We start from the raw sequence: 15,328 nt of genomic DNA, 5'->3' as shown, positions 1-15,328 counted from the left end.
ACGCTGTCGAATTATCCGATTATTGCTTCAAGTTCCCACCGACGCCAGTCTGTCACCTGGACACCTTTCTAACAAAAAGGTGTTCTCGCCCGGCGAATGCCTGTCACCCTATAACAAGTAACGAAACGACAGTTTCGTTACTTAAACTTCACCGCTTTATCACTACGAACATATTTTCGACTTTGCGGTTCGGTCCACTCACCATTTTTTAGATAACTGGTGGAAACGGTTATTTCATTTTCCGAAAGTGTACTGGTTGATTTCACCTGAGTGATCCCCTGTTCAGAGCCGGTGACATCTTCATAAGCAGTAAATGCGTTATCTGAGGTCACTTCCATCCAACCTGAGGTATAGAAACTTGCGGTGGTAAAATAATAAAATTTGATTTTGTTTTCGGACTCATCCCAAAAAATTAATGACTCTCCACCGTAAGCGCCGTCATTGATTGAATGTAGGGTTCTAACCGCGTTACCGTTTAAGGCTCGCTGCCACACTGAAATATCAATCATGGGATCGCCCTGCTGGTTTTTCCCCATGTCGGATTGCCAGCCACCGAGGTAAGGCTTGAACATCGCCAGTTTAGGGTGTAGTTCACCTTGTTGATTACTATCAGGGATATACACGTCATCAGCAGCTAACACGTGCAGCGAAAACAACATGGTTAACAACCAAATCAGTTTTTGTCGAACTAACATCATAGATTTCATTTTCATTAACATAATCGCTTTCTCCGCACTGTCTAGCACTCGCTGACTCAATAAGGCTACTATTGCACAAAGGCAAGGTAGCCCTCCGCTTGTTTAAACTGTCTTGCATATACAACGCTTTGATCTCAAAGGCTGTTGTAATTTCGGACATTTGTCTTTCTATACTAAAAGTCTTTTCCACCTAAAACAAATCCTTGTATCGCTCTTATACCCACAATCAAAATTTAATGATGCAAAACCAGGTAACTATTTCCTTTAAAATATTGGTTGTTTGTTGCCTAAGTGTTAACCTTAGAACTACAACTTATTATCGCCGAGCTTTGTATTCTACGGGGTTTGCAATGTGTAATATTCGCACTGCGCAGTTCTACGAATGCTTAGCCGTGGCTACGGCCACCAGGGTTAACCGGGAAACGGGTTAGCCTCCCGAATTTGGAAAGGTGAACATGCTACAAGATGCGTTTGGCCGCAAATTTTACTATTTGCGACTTTCAATTACCGATGTCTGCAACTTTCGTTGCAACTATTGCTTGCCCGATGGTTATCAATGTGATCATGACCGGGACTTTCTGTCATTGCCGGAAATTACCCGCCTGGCCAATGGTTTTTCTCAATTAGGCACCGAAAAAATCCGTATCACCGGAGGCGAGCCAGCTCTTCGTAAGGACCTGCCGGAAATTATTGAAGCCTGCAAAGGCACCGATGGTATCGAGCACGTAGCGATGACCAGTAATGGTTTTAATTTAACGCAAAATGCTCAGGACTGGGTAAAGGCTGGCCTGGATAGTTTAAATATTAGCATTGACTCCCTTGATCCACGCCAATTCAAAGCCATTACCGGTAAAGATAAGCTTGACGATATCCTCAGTGGTATCGATAAATGTTTAACCCTTGGGCTAACCAATATAAAAATCAATACGGTTTTGATGCGCGAATTTAATCATCACGAATTAAATCAGTTTTTTGAGTTTATTCGCAAAACGCCATTAACCCTGCGATTTATTGAATTAATGCAAACCGGTAACAATGCTGAGTTTTACAAGGCTCAACATGTCAGTGGCCAACGTATTGAGAATACCCTGCTTGAAAAGGGCTGGAGGCTGACCGCCCGTCCAAAGACCGCAGGTCCCGCGCTCGAATATCAACATAACGATTTCGCCGGAAAAATCGGATTAATTCGCCCTTACAGTAAAGACTTTTGCAGTACCTGTAATCGTTTAAGAGTTAGCGCTCTGGGTAAACTGCACCTTTGCCTTTTCGCCGATGCTGGTATGTCTATTCGAGAATATTTAGCAACCGATAATCCACTCGCGTTACAGACCGCCATTAGAACCTTACTGGCTGATAAAAAGCCAACCCACTATTTGCAGCAAGGTCACACGGGCGCAACCACGCAACTGTCCATGCTTGGAGGATAATTAGATGCACCCCTCTTCAATACTCGGCGTGGTGTTAGCCGGCGGAAAATCCCAACGAATGGGCCAAGACAAATCCCGTTTGCCAGCATTGTTATCAACTCATAGCGCGAAAGCCGATGTAAACGTAGCCGCACAACCAACCTCGTCGATGATGCAATACAGCGCATCATTACTGGAGCAGGCTGGCATTAACGATATTGTCATTAGTGGTAAAAGCCAGCATCAGGGTATCGCCGACTACATCCCCTTTGCCGGGCCTTTGATGGGGCTATACTCAATCATTCAAACACGACAACCCAAAGCGATTCTAGCTTTGCCAGTTGATATGCCGTTGCTGAGTGCAGCTGAGGTAAAACAGATAAAAATCGCTGGTGAGTTAAGTGGTAAATGTACGTGTTTTGCAGATCATCCGCTGCCGCTTTACCTACCCATAAATGTTCAGGTACAAAGTTTTTTAAATCAGCACTATCAAAGACTTGTTACTAATCCAGAAACAAAGGGGCCATCCTTTAAGCAACTATTTGAGCAAAGCGGTGTTAACTCGCTGCGTAGTGAATTTCCCAAAAGACTCGAAAACACCAATACACCTGAACAGTGGCAGCGAGCACAACAAACGGCTCGGGAAATAGAAAGTACATCGCGTTTCCATCAGTACATAAGCTAATCAACCATGGATTGCGCCCATAACCGATGATTCTTTGTCAAACGGCTATGCATTCGACGTGTTTATTCCCCTCTAGCCAAACCGTAGTATCATAGATGACCTTGCATCATCGCGAGTCGGTCTTGTTGGTGAGTATTTCGCATTGTAAATGATGCATTTTATAAAGTTAGATTTATAATAGACGGTCAAAATCCAAGCCCCCTTTTGGAAAACAGTCAACGCAATAATGCGGTTATTTCGTTGCTGTAATAATAAAAAATCAAATTGAGGCCCAAAGTGGTAAATATTTCCCGTTCCCTGTTATTTATCCTGACCCTGATAGGTTCGACAGTCGCATCTGCTGAGCAAATGCAAACGACATTAAAAATAGGTGTTGCCGCAAATTTTGCTGAACCACTTAGGCGATTGATTACCGCTTACAATCAGCAAAATGACCACAAAATTGATGCCAAAATTTCTGTTGCGGCCACTGGCGTTTTGTACCAACAAGTGCGTCACGGTGCTCCCTTTGATATGGTTTTTGCTGCCGATATCAAACGCCCGAAACTCATGGTTGAGGAAGGTTTTGCGTTACCAGAAAGTCGTCATACCTATGCCATTGGCCAGCTGGCTTTATGGTCGGCAATTAACGACAATACGTCCGTAGATGCACTACACACCCACGAGCGGAAAATCGCTATTGCCGCGCCTCATTTAGCCCCTTATGGAAAAGCTGCCCGAGAGACACTGGTTACCTTAGGATTATGGCGAAAGTTTCACAAGCAAGTCATTACCGGTAACAATATCAGTCAAACTTACCAACACACCCGTACCGGTGCAGTTGAGTTTGGGATTATTTCTTACTCGCAATTGTTGCTATCCGATATCGGCAGTGGCGTATTAATTGATCGTAACTTGCATGAGCCAATAGAGCAGCAGATGATTATTCTAAACTCATCTAGAGATGTAGAGTTAGCACGCAGTTTTCAGCGATTTATCCTCAGCGATAGCAGCCAGAAATTCATTATGGAAATGGGCTACGCGGACCCGGAGATCCCAATTGATGACCAGCAATGATGCTTGGCTAGCCCTTTATACGACATTAAAACTTGCCGGATTGACCACGGTAATTTTATTACTGCTGGGCACGCCTCTGGCTTGGTATATGAGTAAATTAAAAAGTCGGTATAAAGTCATATTGGAAGCTATCGTTGCGCTACCTTTGGTGCTACCACCAACGGTATTGGGGTTTTATTTATTGATATTGTTTTCGCCGACAAACGGGCCCGGCGCCTGGTGGAAAAGTGTCACCGGCCAGTCTCTGGCGTTTAGCTTTACCGGTATCTTAATCGGTTCGGTAATTTACTCTCTGCCATTTGTTGTACAACCGTTGCAAAAGGCGTTTGAACAACTTGGCGACAGTTTACTCGAGGCTGGAGCGATGCTTTGTGCGAACAGTATTGACCGATTTTTTACCATCGTCTTGCCGATGACCAAAGCCAGTTTTATTACCGCGGCGAGCTTGGGTTTTGCCCATACGGTCGGCGAATTTGGCGTGGTTTTAATGATTGGCGGAAATATTCCAGGGGAAACCCGTGTGTTATCTATTGCTCTTTTCGATCAAGTTGAAGCATTGAACTACGCAACGGCTCATTGGCTTGCCGCCTTATTATTAATAGGTTCCATGGTATTGCTAGCCTTAATTTATCTACTTAACTTTAATCATGAGCGCAACGTCAAAGACTGGGTAGCTCCATGAGTTTGGGGATAATGAAGAGCCTTAGGGACAGCTTAGATAAAAGCCTCAATGTCGATATTGCTCTGGATTTCGACAATTTTGATTTACGTTGTCAGTTTCGTTTTGATCTCGAGGGGATCACTGGCATTCTTGGCCATTCAGGCTCCGGAAAAACCAGTCTCTTACGCGTTATTGCAGGCTTAAACCAAGATGCTAAAGCAGACGTTATCCTCAATGGCCGAACATTGCAAAACCGCAATAAATTCATCAAGCCGGAACAACGAAAAATTGGTTTTGTCTTTCAGGATGCTCGATTGTTTCCGCATTTAACCGTATTAGGAAATCTTAACTACGCGTATAAACGTTGTAAACCTAATCACCTCGATTTAGACGAAATCATTCACCTGACGCAAATAGATGCGCTGCTCAATCGCGATGTACTAAAATTGTCCGCAGGCGAAAAACAACGGGTCGCAATTGCCCGTGCATTGCTGGCTGAGCCGGAATTATTGCTAATGGACGAGCCCTTGTCGAATTTGGATAATCGTGCCCGTGGCAATATGGTACAGCTGCTACGCAATATTCATCAACGTCTGAACTTACCAATACTTTATGTCAGTCACAATATTATAGAAATACAGCAATTGGCTGATGATGTTATGGTCATGGAAAATGGCCGGATTATTCAACATGGTCATGTCCATCAGGTTTTGAATAATCTCCATGAACGCATAACATCGGAGATAAGCAGTCCAACGTCACTCACGTTAACTGTCAAGCAACACTTAGTGAATTTCGGGTTAACGCAGTTAGATTTTATGGCGCCCCATAACAATCAGGTTAAATTATTTGCGCCTCTGATGAACGCTTCCCTAGGGCAAGCATTACGATGCTATATATTGGCGGACGATCTCAGTTTGAGCTTAGTGAAGCCTGAAGCGAGCTCCATTATTAACTGTTTCTGTGGAACCGTGACGCAATTGCACCGCCTCAGCCGCAATGGCATGATGGTAAAAGTTCAGGTCATGGATCACACCTTTACCATCAATACATCTCGATACGCGGTAGAGTTATTACGATTAGCTCTGGGCACAGAAGTGTATATTCAGTTCCAGGCCGATGCTATTCGCTGCTTTTAAACGCAAAGTTCAGGGTTGCAACCTTGAGTTGTTCGGTTTTTCGCTTTATTTAAATAGCCCATCATTCCTGTCAGACATTGCTTCGCGCCAACCACCTAACCATTCGGATTTTGCATCGAGATTTTGATAGGGACATTCTTCTTTATTTTTGCCGTGCAGGCCGGCTTTGTAACCATGGGAATGAGCTCGTTGCAGACGATCGCGCTTTTGTCTCTTCATTGATAACTCCTACTAGATCAACACGTCTTGTGGGGAACGGGTCGTCAATACCCTTGGCCCAAGAAAAGGCAGATATATCGACACCCTAGCTTTTAATTTAAGTCCACAATTGCCGCACTAGCAACCAAAAAAACGAGCTTTAAGGAAGTTTTTATTATTTTTGGGGAAAGAGTTTAGGTTTCATGCTTGAAGTTTCAGGTTGCAGGTTTCAAGTCTCAGAAAAAGCGCCTCTAAATCATTAATAGCTGAGGCGTCAGAACACCTCAAGTCCTATCGAACAACTCCTAGTTTTGTAGACGCCTTGTTAAACCACCATTGTCCGTTAGCTGTGTTATTCCCTTAATAACGGCATTAACATGGCTTCTAATCCATTAAGTTTTACCTCATAAATCAAAGCCAACTGGCGCCCCAGTTTAGAATCGGGAAAACCGTTACTTTTAAACCATACTAAGTAAGGTTCTGGTAGTGTAAGTAATGGACGCCCCTGGTATTTACCAAACGGCATAATCTGGTTAACGGCGTCAATTAATTCTTGTTGATCCATAGTACTACTGCTGCGTGTATTGAGAATTGATGATAACGTTAAGTTGTAAATGATTACAGTTAATTTCTACTGGAGGTTGATGATGTCTGGACAAAATATACAAACCGCAACCATCGCTGGTGGCTGTTTTTGGTGCCTGGAAGCGCCCTATCAACGCGTGCCAGGTGTGATTAGCGTAATAAGCGGTTATATGGGCGGTGCCATTGATAACCCAACTTATACGCAAATTTGTTCAGGCACCACAGGTCATGCAGAAGTCGTGCAAATTAAATTCAGTCCTGAAAAAATAAGCTTTGAGGAAATACTGGATATCTTTTTTATTCTTCATGACCCAACCCAGCTAAATCGTCAGGGAAACGATATCGGTAGTCAGTACCGAAGTGCGATATTCCCTCATAGCGATGAACAATTGAAGCAGGCTAAAGCAAAAATTGCTGCGTTAAACCAGATGGGTGAATATGCCGCTGAGATTGTCACCAGTATTGAACCACTGGCCACGTTTTATCGAGCCGAAGATTATCATCAGGATTATTACGATACCAATTCGCAACAACCCTATTGCCAGATAATCGTCGCCCCGAAACTGGAAAAGTTGAAGCGGTATTTGCAGGGCAAATAACCCTTAGTGCACAGACTGCAGATGGCAGAGTTCAGTATGCAAAAACGCCTAGCGGTAACTTGGTAAGTTATGCTTCGCTAGATACTAGAAGCAGTTCATTTAATTGCTGTTGCGACGGCACAAAAGGAGAGCACAAGACCTCAATTAACTTTATTTTTTCCGCTTCGCTATAAGAAGGCCAGCTAGAGGTTAATTGGATTCTGGTTTTAATTAGGCTAAAACCGTTCCAATCGCTATCTAAATTACGACTTTCTGACCACAATTTTGCTTCTAATTCCTCACCTTGTTCAGAAAGCACTTCAATTATTGAATCCAAGTTTCTTTTTGCAATGTCAGCTAAAGGCTTGCTGTACGGTATCGCACTATCAAAAGGCTCCAGTTCTGCAAATTTTGCCTGCAATATTGCCCTATGCAGAGCAATCGACTCTGCCACAGATTCTAAATTAAGCACTTTTACGATTACTCCTTTAAAACACTATGTCTAGACCATGGTCGAATAACGCTTCGTAAGTAAAGTAACAAATCACTCTCAGCTTTATTGCCCCAAATATTGATGTGTAAATTAGTTTTCATACTGCTTTAAAAAAGCTAGCATCCCTTTCTTTATTTCAACCGGATCTCCATAAATCCCGTCGTTTGCAATATCCAATGAATCCCAATAACTGAGCATCTCTCCCTCAGCATTTTCATCCGGTAGACATATATTCGGCTCAAAACACATAAAGTAGATCTTCTGGGCTACTCTCTCATAGCTAGTTAGGTTATTTTCCAATGCGTAAACAAACATTGAGAATGCTGCCTTAGCCACTAGTTTAGTATCGTTAGACGGGCCAAACGTTCGTAAGGCAGAAACCGCCTCGTTAACATTTTTAGCAACTGAAACGTCGAAAAGCCTCACGTCAGGTTCATCTGAATCTAAGATAATTTGATCTGCCCAATCAGTGACACTTTTAATCGTTGAAGCGCCACATTCCAGAGCCAGTATCATTGCATTTATTTTAACAAGTTCCATACGAAAACTTCAGCCCCAGTACAGTTCGAAAAATGTTTGCTGAAATGTTGAAAACGAAAGCAAAAAACTATTTTTGACCTTCTGAAACAGCTTAATATATTTAAATCTCACTTGGTTCAACTGCTTTGATGTTGAAATTAGGAGTAATCATTTTTGTAGAAGGTCTTGATCTATTTTCAGATGGAAAGTGCCAAATGTTAAAATCTTTGTTGGGGTATGTATCGTAAACCAGTTTATCCCAACCAAGCATATTTGCCATTTTTACGAATGCAGCTTCCTTTGCTACTGAGAGAGTTAGCTGAGAGTTTAAGAACTTCATGTATCCTGAATTGACCGCACCAGTCAATATATCAACAACTTGCAAACCAAGATGTTCTTTAGAATCATTCATTTTCACTTCTTGGATAGTTCTGTCAGAACCAAGTTTTGCCAACATATTGTTTGCAACAATACCAATTACTTCGTCGTGCTTTTTATACTTGTCACATTTTTGGTCTATCAACACAACAAGTTTAGATTTTACTTGTTTTGCCGTATTTTTTAATAGGTAGGTATAAGTTTGATAGAATGCTTTTTCTCTATCTAGTTTCCAGTTGTTGTAAATTGATTTTTCAACAACGATAGAATGAAAGCAGCATGAACTTCTAAGAACCATCGAAAGCAAGTCTACACAAATATTTGCCTGCCCTGCACTGTTCTTGATTTTTGACCATTTAAGTTCACCAACGATTCCTCGCTTCCTTTTTAAATCAATAACGTATTTATTGAATTCACCAACTTTAGATTTTGGGACGCAAAGCAAACCAATAGAGTAACAACGGTCACTGCCCGTTGTTCCACTTTCATCTCCATATACTAAATAGTCCAATTGAGTCTCCATACTCTGAATGAAATATAGTTTTTAATCGCGGGCGCAAGCACATATGACAAAATGGGAATTAACAGCGGAAGACGGTCAGGAGCTATACGCCCTTGCCATTCGAGTGTCGTTTACTCGATTATCCACCTTCGAAACGTCTTTTGTTTCGACTCCACTCTCGAAATGTTTTGTATTTCGAATCCACCCAATCGAGTGTCGTTTACTCGATTATCCACCTTTAGGAAATACGATATCCGAAGTATTTCCGCCAGCTTAGTACATCAACGTATAAAGCTTACGTCGATACTTAGCAGCTAAGGCATCCCCAGATGGCAACGACGCGAGAATATCCAACATCATTTTCCGTGATTCACTGTCACCCACATCTTTTTGCAGTAGGCTAAACAGCATTTCAAGGGCTTCTTCCTGACGATTATTCTGGCTGTATTGCGCCGCAAGTTTATGTTGCAATTCAATATTATCCGGTTGTTCTTGCAATTTTTGTTCTAACGCTTGAATTTCCGGCGATTGACTAGCTTCCCTTGCCAATTCCAGTTTAGATAACAGGCTATGGTAATAACTGTCCTGATCAACCATTTTAATGGTCGCCAGCAAGGTGTCGGCATCATCCAGTTTTCCTAACTGTACGAAGCAATCAGCTAATGCCAAAGCAATATCTGCGCGCTGTTCGTCGATTGCCCGAGCTTGTTGTAAAAAGTTCAATGCTTCGCCCGGTTGCTGCTGCAACAACGCTTCCTGACCTTGTGTTAAAAACTCATCTTCAGGTTTTGGTAAGTGCTTATCAATAAACTGCGTGATTGATTCGTCGGTCTGTGGTCCGGCAATGCCATCAATAGGTTGGCCATCTTTAACGACAACAGCGGTCGGTAAAGACTGGATCCCAAATTGTGCGGCAATTTGTTGTTGTTGCTGACAATCGACCCCGGCAAACACAATCGCCTGTTCTTTCCCGGCCAGCCTGCTGGCAAGGGCATCCCGCAGTTGCACACTTTCAGGAATTTGATCGGCCCAAAATGCGACAACGACCAATTTTTCTTTTGAATCTTCAAACATTAATTGCTGAAAGTTATCTGGGGTGATTTGAATCATATATCCTGCTTTTAAATAATTTAGTCGTTTTCTAGTTGCTATTTAAGGGCAAATTAACAAATAGCAAGGCTATTAAAAGAATTATCAACCAACCTGCCCGAACATTAAGCACAATAATGGACGCGAGAACAAGTGAATTTATTGGCCTTAGATGATAGGACAACGATAGCAGAATAAACAACAAATGGGTCAATTGGATTGGCAAGCTACTGAGAGTTTTTTGCTATTGAATCTGCATTTTTTCAGGCAAAGCATCACCCACTAGCCATCGACTTTACAATCTATGTAAAGTAGTTATTACAATTACCTTAGGGCCTTGCAAGGATTAAAATCTTATTTAGCATATGGTCATTAATTCCACGGCTATTATGCGTTAAGATTTATCTATCTAACGAGAATATAACAATTAAAGGAAGCCATTATGTCGGTCGCTGATTCACTACGTTATATGAACGGATTTGGGAACGAATTTGAAACCGAGGCGTTACCCGGTGCTTTACCTGTCGGACAGTTTAATCCCCAACGCGTACAATATGATCTGTATACCGAGCAATTTAGCAGCACGGCTTTTACGGCGCCGAGAGACAGCAATCGCCGTACCTGGTTTTATCGTATCCGACCCAGTGCCGTGCAAGGCGAATATCAGGCGCTTGATAATGGTCTGATCCGAACAGCACCGATAACAGAGGCGATTACGCCACCGAGCATGTTACGCTGGGATCCCTTACCAATCCCAACAAAGCGCACCGATTTCATTGACGGATTAGTCACCATGGCGGCCAACGGCAATGCCAATGGTCAAAACGGCATGGCAATTCATCATTATGCCTTTAATGCCGACATGAACCATCGTTATTTTTGCAATGCCGATGGTGAATTATTGTTTGTGCCGCAGCAGGGTGAACTCCTGTTGTTTACTGAATGTGGAAAGTTAACCGTAAAACCTGGTGAGATTGCGGTAGTTCCGCGGGGCATGAAATTTCAAGTAAATTTGTTTACTGATGACGCCCGCGGCTATTTGTGTGAAAACTATGGCGAGCCGCTGCACCTACCCGAGCGTGGCCCGGTTGGCGCCAATGGTTACAGCAACGATCGTGATTTTCAATATCCGGTTGCCGCCTATGAAGACCTTGACGGGGAATTTACGCTAGTGACGAAATTCAATGGCAATTTATTTACCTGTGACCTTGGTCATTCGCCATTGGATGTGGTTGCCTGGACGGGCAATTCCGCTCCATACAAATATGATTTATCTCGTTTTAATGTTATTAATACAGTCAGTTATGATCACCCCGATCCTTCGATTTTTACAGTATTAACATCGCAGTCGGCGACCACTGGAGTTGCCAATCTGGATTTTGTTATCTTTCCGCCGCGTTGGATGGTTGCTGACAACACCTTCCGTCCCCCCTGGTATCACCGCAATTTAATGAGTGAATATATGGGGCTGATTGAGGGGGTATATGATGCCAAGGAACATGGTTTTGTACCCGGAGGCGCAAGCTTACACAATTGTATGTCACCCCATGGCCCTGAGGCCGAGGTATTTGAAAAAGCCAGTACAGTTGATCTCAAGCCACAACGTTATGAAAACACCTTAGCGTTTATGTTCGAGTCGCGATATATCATTTCACCGACCGCTTATGCTCTAAACGGCAAAGAAAGACAAACGGCTTATATTGATTGCTGGCAATCCATCAAAAAGAAATTTAATCCGAACAACCCTTAACCAGAAAACAACCTTGATTCACGGTTTTGCAATCATGTCCTATGCTATAGGGCATGGTTGCACGGTTTCTCAAACAACTTGGTATCACGCTGCTGGTTTGTTCTGTCAATGTATCGGCCAATACCAACCCAAACCTCGAACAAGAATTTGACGACAGTCAGTATTTCGCCTTTTCCCGTATCTATCATGCAAAGCGTGTTATCCAACATTTGCGTCACTTTGGCAGTAATCGGTTTGCATCACCAACAGGTATGTCTGCGGTTGATTATACCGCGCCAGGCATTCAGCATCTGGTGGCCATCGCTGATTTACGTACCAGTCCGGTAGTTATCGCGCTTCCAGAACAATTTGGACCTTATCGCAGTGTACAAATAATCGATTTAAATTACCGACAGATTTTTTATCAACATACAACTGTTGGCCAATATAAATATGTACTCAGCCATGAAAATTATACGGGCGACAAACCCAACGGAAAATCGATTAAAAGTCAGTCATATCTGGTTATGGTGGTGCTGCGCACATTGTCTGGTTACCCAAACGCCAGCTATTCAAACAAGGATGTACGCCAGCAGGTTAGCTTGTCAGGGTTTAGCGAAAGTATCGCCGTTCCTGTTATCGAAAAATCCGATCCTAAGCTTGTTAATGTTGCGCCGCAAGATATCATCACCTGGCTGATGACTCATCATCCGTTTTCGCCGCTGGAAGAGATTTGGCTGGAAGTACAACAACAAATCTATTCCCGTGAAGTTGCCAAAAATCTTTCCAGACAGTTAACCTCCAAAGCTCAAAACCTTACCTTTTGGGACAACCAGGGATTAATGACTGGCGCTAGCGATCAACAACAAATGCCCTTTGCACGACAAGCTCTGGGCCTGATGTTCAATTACCCATCAATGGCGGCGACTAATCGATTGGAAGTGGTGCAACGCCTTGAACAGGATGTCGTCGCGCAGGTAAATACGATGCAAAACTTGGCCGTAAAACCGGATAATATATCTGCATATATGTGGGGCATCGATACGATGCCGGTACCAACAAAGCTCCGGTATTTACGTCTTGGGGATTCTGGCTACCATAACTTTAATACCCGCGTTGATTATCAGGGGGATATTGGTTTTAACCTTTATGTAGTTCGTGCCAATCAACGACCAAACGCCAGCCATCAATTTCCCGGTTATCTCTTACCTCTAAATGCCCAACGTCCTTTTATTCGCAGTTTTTACTACCAGCCTGGTTTATCTTTGTTAGAACAAACCAAAGGGAAAAATCCCCGGCTGCCGCTGACTTATGTCCATTAGCCTCTAATACGTTGCAAACTGGATACAAAATGGGCAACGGCATTTCAAACACAAGGCGTGCGCATCAAACGATTATTGCTGATGAACACTAAGTTCAGCTATCGCCGATTGAAACACTTTTTGTTGATTACTGTCATCTGGCTGGGTTCCCCCTGGAATGCCCATGATTCGGATTGCCGTAGTCGAGACCGGTTGAAAACGGACAATGTGATCGATGACTTTACCCTGCAAATATTTATTGTTGTGAAGTTCTAAGTGCGGGGTAACATTTAGTTTTTCAACATCTTGCCAGTTTTTCTGGCTATCTAAATATTGCACCGTAAAGGTGTTAAACCAGCCACTGTCTTCTTTCACATATCCGGGATTAACTAGCAGCACAGAAATGGTTTGCGGCGCGTTAAATCGATATCCATAGGAATCTGCTTTCGCAGGTGCTTTAGTCTGCGGCACAGAGTAAAACGTCTCACCCAGACTCAAACCATCACCTAACCCCCGCTTACCATCGCGGATAAGGTTAATCGGTTCATCTTTGTCCAGATATTCTTTATCATTATGGAGTATCGCGATGGCCTCTGGCGCCAGGTTTTTACTATGTACGGAAAACCGATACGTTTGCCGATTGACCATCCCGGGCATTACCCCTTGTATGGTCACATCAAACTCCCCCGTTGTCTGGCTGGAGCCAAAAATTAGATTATCTTTTAGCGCGAGTCCCTCAGGTAATTTGCCCTCAATAATGGAAAAGCGCACCTTTTCCAGAGATTGATGGTGCAACAATGGATAAAATTCAAAGTTAAATTCACGATTCGCTTCGATAAACAGCGGCGGCGCGTGCGGTAATTCCATCGGAGCGATAAAACTGGCATCGCTATTAATCAGATAAACCTGCTCTCCGTCTACGGTCTTTTTACGCCCCCCATTGGCGATGATTACCTTTTCACCCTGAGCGGCAATACGACGAGCCATATCCTCAATACTCGCATCGGGAAGATCCTCTCGGGTAATATTGATGTAAGCATCGTTGAAGGGTTTTTGCCATTGGCTTTTGCCTAGCGGGTAAAGTAACGATTCGGGTATGGCCTGCAAACCACCAATGATGCCTAGCAAGCCCCCTAAGGTCGCGGCCTGATTATCCGCATCAAAGCCCATAGCAACCGACATGTCCATGGTGCGCTGAAAGTCACCTTGCCCATACAACAGCGCGAGAATGGCGCAGGCACCATTTAATGTCGCATCAATGGCATACCAGGAGTTGCGATTATATTCATATTTACCCGCATACTGCGTCGCCATTTCCTGACGTGCCTGTTGCCAGTTTTGTGGATATTTCTGATACAGCTGTTGCATATGCGCGACTACCTTGGCGAACTTTGCATCCCTGGGCAACGCTTTTACACCGATATTAATCAATGTGTTGATATCAGATTCATAAAACGCGGCGCTATACATGGCCGCATAATGCATCGCTGGCTCTACCCCAAAGCTGTCATTGGTAATGCGCGCTGCCCAATCGGTTTTCTGCACTGCATATCCCACCATACCAGGGGCGGTAACCGCCCATATTTCATTCACCAGTTGTGGGTCGATTTGAAACCATTCGCTATTGAAATTTCGATGCCCGGTTAGTGGTGGTGTATACCCTGCGCGCATTAGCGTCAATGCCTGCCGATTGGCGGCCCAAACGCGCTCCCGTACCTGATGCTGCCACTCATCTGCCAGCTGATAGTAATAAGGCGTTGTTCCATATTTTTCCATTGCCAACAAATACATATATTCAATATCGGTATCATCGTCAGAAAATGCGCCGTTGATTTCTTTTAACCGCTCAATGCTACTGCCATAACCATAAGGAAAGGTATCCGGACCCGGTTGTTCTAGATATTTAAACTCATAGGGAAGACCATAAAAATTGCCCACCATTTGTCCCAACCAGGAGGCGTAGACTTTTTGCTGATACTCATTAACTGAAATCATCTGAGCCGTTTGCTCAGCCTGTGAGGTTTTTAAATTTAATAGCAAGGTAAGACCGAACATTAACCAGGCGGTTAATCGCAACATTGTAGTTTTTCTTGTTTTCACACGCATGACGACCACCTTGTATAACAAAAGTTAATGACTTGTTATTTAAAATTCGCAGCTGTTATTTGAAATTCGAAGCAATGGGAACCTATCTTTAGCCTTCAGTGTAATAAACGGGAGATTTTATTCCAGAAAATCAACACCTTTAAACCCTCTTTATCTACCTGACATCCTGCAAATATTCTTAAACCTGTTATTAATAATATTGTTG

General features: G+C 43.3%; 17 protein-coding genes and 1 riboswitch. Of the genes, 9 read left to right on the top strand and 8 right to left on the bottom strand.

From position 1 onward, the window contains the following. Positions 1 to 137: 137 nt before the first annotated feature. Positions 138 to 659 (bottom strand): hypothetical protein, encoded by a 522-nt coding sequence (locus ACHUFQ_RS07215; protein ID WP_394174392.1) that lies wholly within the window; start codon positions 657 to 659, stop codon positions 138 to 140. A gap of 347 nt (positions 660 to 1,006) precedes the next feature. Then, positions 1,007 to 1,166: riboswitch (molybdenum cofactor riboswitch) on the top strand. On the opposite strand from ACHUFQ_RS07215, the gene moaA reads away from it, so the two are divergent. The 5 genes from moaA to modC all read left to right on the top strand — a co-directional run bounded on the left by moaA (position 1,154) and on the right by modC (position 5,645). Further along, entirely contained in the window at positions 1,154 to 2,125 is a 972-nt protein-coding gene (gene moaA / locus ACHUFQ_RS07210; RefSeq protein ID WP_394174320.1) for a GTP 3',8-cyclase MoaA, read from the top strand. Its footprint overlaps the riboswitch before it by 13 nt. A gap of 4 nt (positions 2,126 to 2,129) precedes the next feature. After that, positions 2,130 to 2,789, top strand: a complete 660-nt coding sequence (mobA, locus tag ACHUFQ_RS07205) for a molybdenum cofactor guanylyltransferase (protein ID WP_394174318.1) — start codon at positions 2,130 to 2,132, stop codon at positions 2,787 to 2,789. Positions 2,790 to 3,065: 276 nt separating this feature from the next. Further along, entirely contained in the window at positions 3,066 to 3,845 is a 780-nt protein-coding gene (gene modA / locus ACHUFQ_RS07200) for a molybdate ABC transporter substrate-binding protein (protein WP_394174317.1), read from the top strand. Next, the gene (gene modB, locus ACHUFQ_RS07195) at positions 3,832 to 4,527 is read left to right on the top strand and encodes a molybdate ABC transporter permease subunit (RefSeq protein WP_394174390.1); all 696 of its coding nucleotides are present in this window, start codon (positions 3,832 to 3,834) and stop codon (positions 4,525 to 4,527) included. Before modA ends, modB begins: the two co-directional genes overlap by 14 nt. A gap of 11 nt (positions 4,528 to 4,538) precedes the next feature. Continuing rightward, positions 4,539 to 5,645 (top strand): molybdenum ABC transporter ATP-binding protein, encoded by a 1,107-nt coding sequence (gene modC, locus ACHUFQ_RS07190; RefSeq protein WP_394174315.1) that lies wholly within the window; start codon positions 4,539 to 4,541, stop codon positions 5,643 to 5,645. A 45-nt stretch (positions 5,646 to 5,690) separates the two neighbouring features. Here the strand turns inward: modC and rmf are convergent, their stop codons facing one another. Both rmf and ACHUFQ_RS07180 read right to left on the bottom strand, forming a co-directional pair. After that, positions 5,691 to 5,864 carry a ribosome modulation factor gene (gene rmf, locus ACHUFQ_RS07185; RefSeq protein ID WP_138318918.1) on the bottom strand — a complete coding sequence of 58 codons (174 nt, stop codon included), beginning with the start codon at positions 5,862 to 5,864 and terminating at the stop codon, positions 5,691 to 5,693. Positions 5,865 to 6,195: 331 nt separating this feature from the next. Continuing rightward, positions 6,196 to 6,408, bottom strand: a complete 213-nt coding sequence (locus ACHUFQ_RS07180; protein WP_394174314.1) for a DUF3820 family protein — start codon at positions 6,406 to 6,408, stop codon at positions 6,196 to 6,198. A gap of 82 nt (positions 6,409 to 6,490) precedes the next feature. On the opposite strand from ACHUFQ_RS07180, the gene msrA reads away from it, so the two are divergent. Further along, positions 6,491 to 7,027, top strand: a complete 537-nt coding sequence (gene msrA / locus ACHUFQ_RS07175; protein WP_394174313.1) for a peptide-methionine (S)-S-oxide reductase MsrA — start codon at positions 6,491 to 6,493, stop codon at positions 7,025 to 7,027. A 67-nt stretch (positions 7,028 to 7,094) separates the two neighbouring features. On the opposite strand, the gene ACHUFQ_RS07170 is transcribed toward msrA, so the two are convergent. The 3 genes from ACHUFQ_RS07170 to ACHUFQ_RS07160 all read right to left on the bottom strand — a co-directional run bounded on the left by ACHUFQ_RS07170 (position 7,095) and on the right by ACHUFQ_RS07160 (position 8,907). After that, positions 7,095 to 7,478, bottom strand: a complete 384-nt coding sequence (locus ACHUFQ_RS07170) for a hypothetical protein (RefSeq protein WP_394174312.1) — start codon at positions 7,476 to 7,478, stop codon at positions 7,095 to 7,097. A 111-nt stretch (positions 7,479 to 7,589) separates the two neighbouring features. After that, entirely contained in the window at positions 7,590 to 8,039 is a 450-nt protein-coding gene (locus ACHUFQ_RS07165) for a hypothetical protein (protein ID WP_394174310.1), read from the bottom strand. A gap of 100 nt (positions 8,040 to 8,139) precedes the next feature. Beyond that, positions 8,140 to 8,907: a DUF3800 domain-containing protein gene (locus tag ACHUFQ_RS07160; RefSeq protein WP_394174308.1), complete on the bottom strand. Its 768-nt coding sequence runs from the start codon at positions 8,905 to 8,907 to the stop codon at positions 8,140 to 8,142. A 55-nt stretch (positions 8,908 to 8,962) separates the two neighbouring features. Between ACHUFQ_RS07160 and ACHUFQ_RS07155 the strand changes: the two genes are divergently transcribed. Then, on the top strand, positions 8,963 to 9,175 hold the full coding sequence (locus tag ACHUFQ_RS07155; protein WP_394174306.1) for a hypothetical protein: 213 nt from the start codon (positions 8,963 to 8,965) through the stop codon (positions 9,173 to 9,175). On the opposite strand, the gene ACHUFQ_RS07150 is transcribed toward ACHUFQ_RS07155, so the two are convergent. Continuing rightward, complete coding sequence (locus ACHUFQ_RS07150; protein ID WP_394174304.1) at positions 9,172 to 10,008, bottom strand: tetratricopeptide repeat protein; 837 nt, start codon at positions 10,006 to 10,008, stop codon at positions 9,172 to 9,174. The genes ACHUFQ_RS07155 and ACHUFQ_RS07150 overlap by 4 nt on opposite strands. A gap of 421 nt (positions 10,009 to 10,429) precedes the next feature. Between ACHUFQ_RS07150 and hmgA the strand changes: the two genes are divergently transcribed. Both hmgA and ACHUFQ_RS07140 read left to right on the top strand, forming a co-directional pair. Then, positions 10,430 to 11,737: a homogentisate 1,2-dioxygenase gene (gene hmgA, locus ACHUFQ_RS07145; protein WP_394174302.1), complete on the top strand. Its 1,308-nt coding sequence runs from the start codon at positions 10,430 to 10,432 to the stop codon at positions 11,735 to 11,737. Positions 11,738 to 11,790: 53 nt separating this feature from the next. Beyond that, positions 11,791 to 13,038: a DUF1254 domain-containing protein gene (locus tag ACHUFQ_RS07140; RefSeq protein ID WP_394174301.1), complete on the top strand. Its 1,248-nt coding sequence runs from the start codon at positions 11,791 to 11,793 to the stop codon at positions 13,036 to 13,038. Positions 13,039 to 13,110: 72 nt separating this feature from the next. Here the strand turns inward: ACHUFQ_RS07140 and ACHUFQ_RS07135 are convergent, their stop codons facing one another. Beyond that, positions 13,111 to 15,096, bottom strand: a complete 1,986-nt coding sequence (locus ACHUFQ_RS07135; RefSeq protein ID WP_394174299.1) for an ADP-ribosylglycohydrolase family protein — start codon at positions 15,094 to 15,096, stop codon at positions 13,111 to 13,113. Positions 15,097 to 15,328 lie beyond the last annotated feature (232 nt).

Source organism: Thalassotalea litorea, from assembly GCF_043642205.1.
Classification (GTDB): Bacteria; Pseudomonadota; Gammaproteobacteria; order Enterobacterales; family Alteromonadaceae; genus Thalassotalea_A; species Thalassotalea_A litorea.
This window is presented reverse-complemented; position numbering and strand designations above follow the sequence as displayed.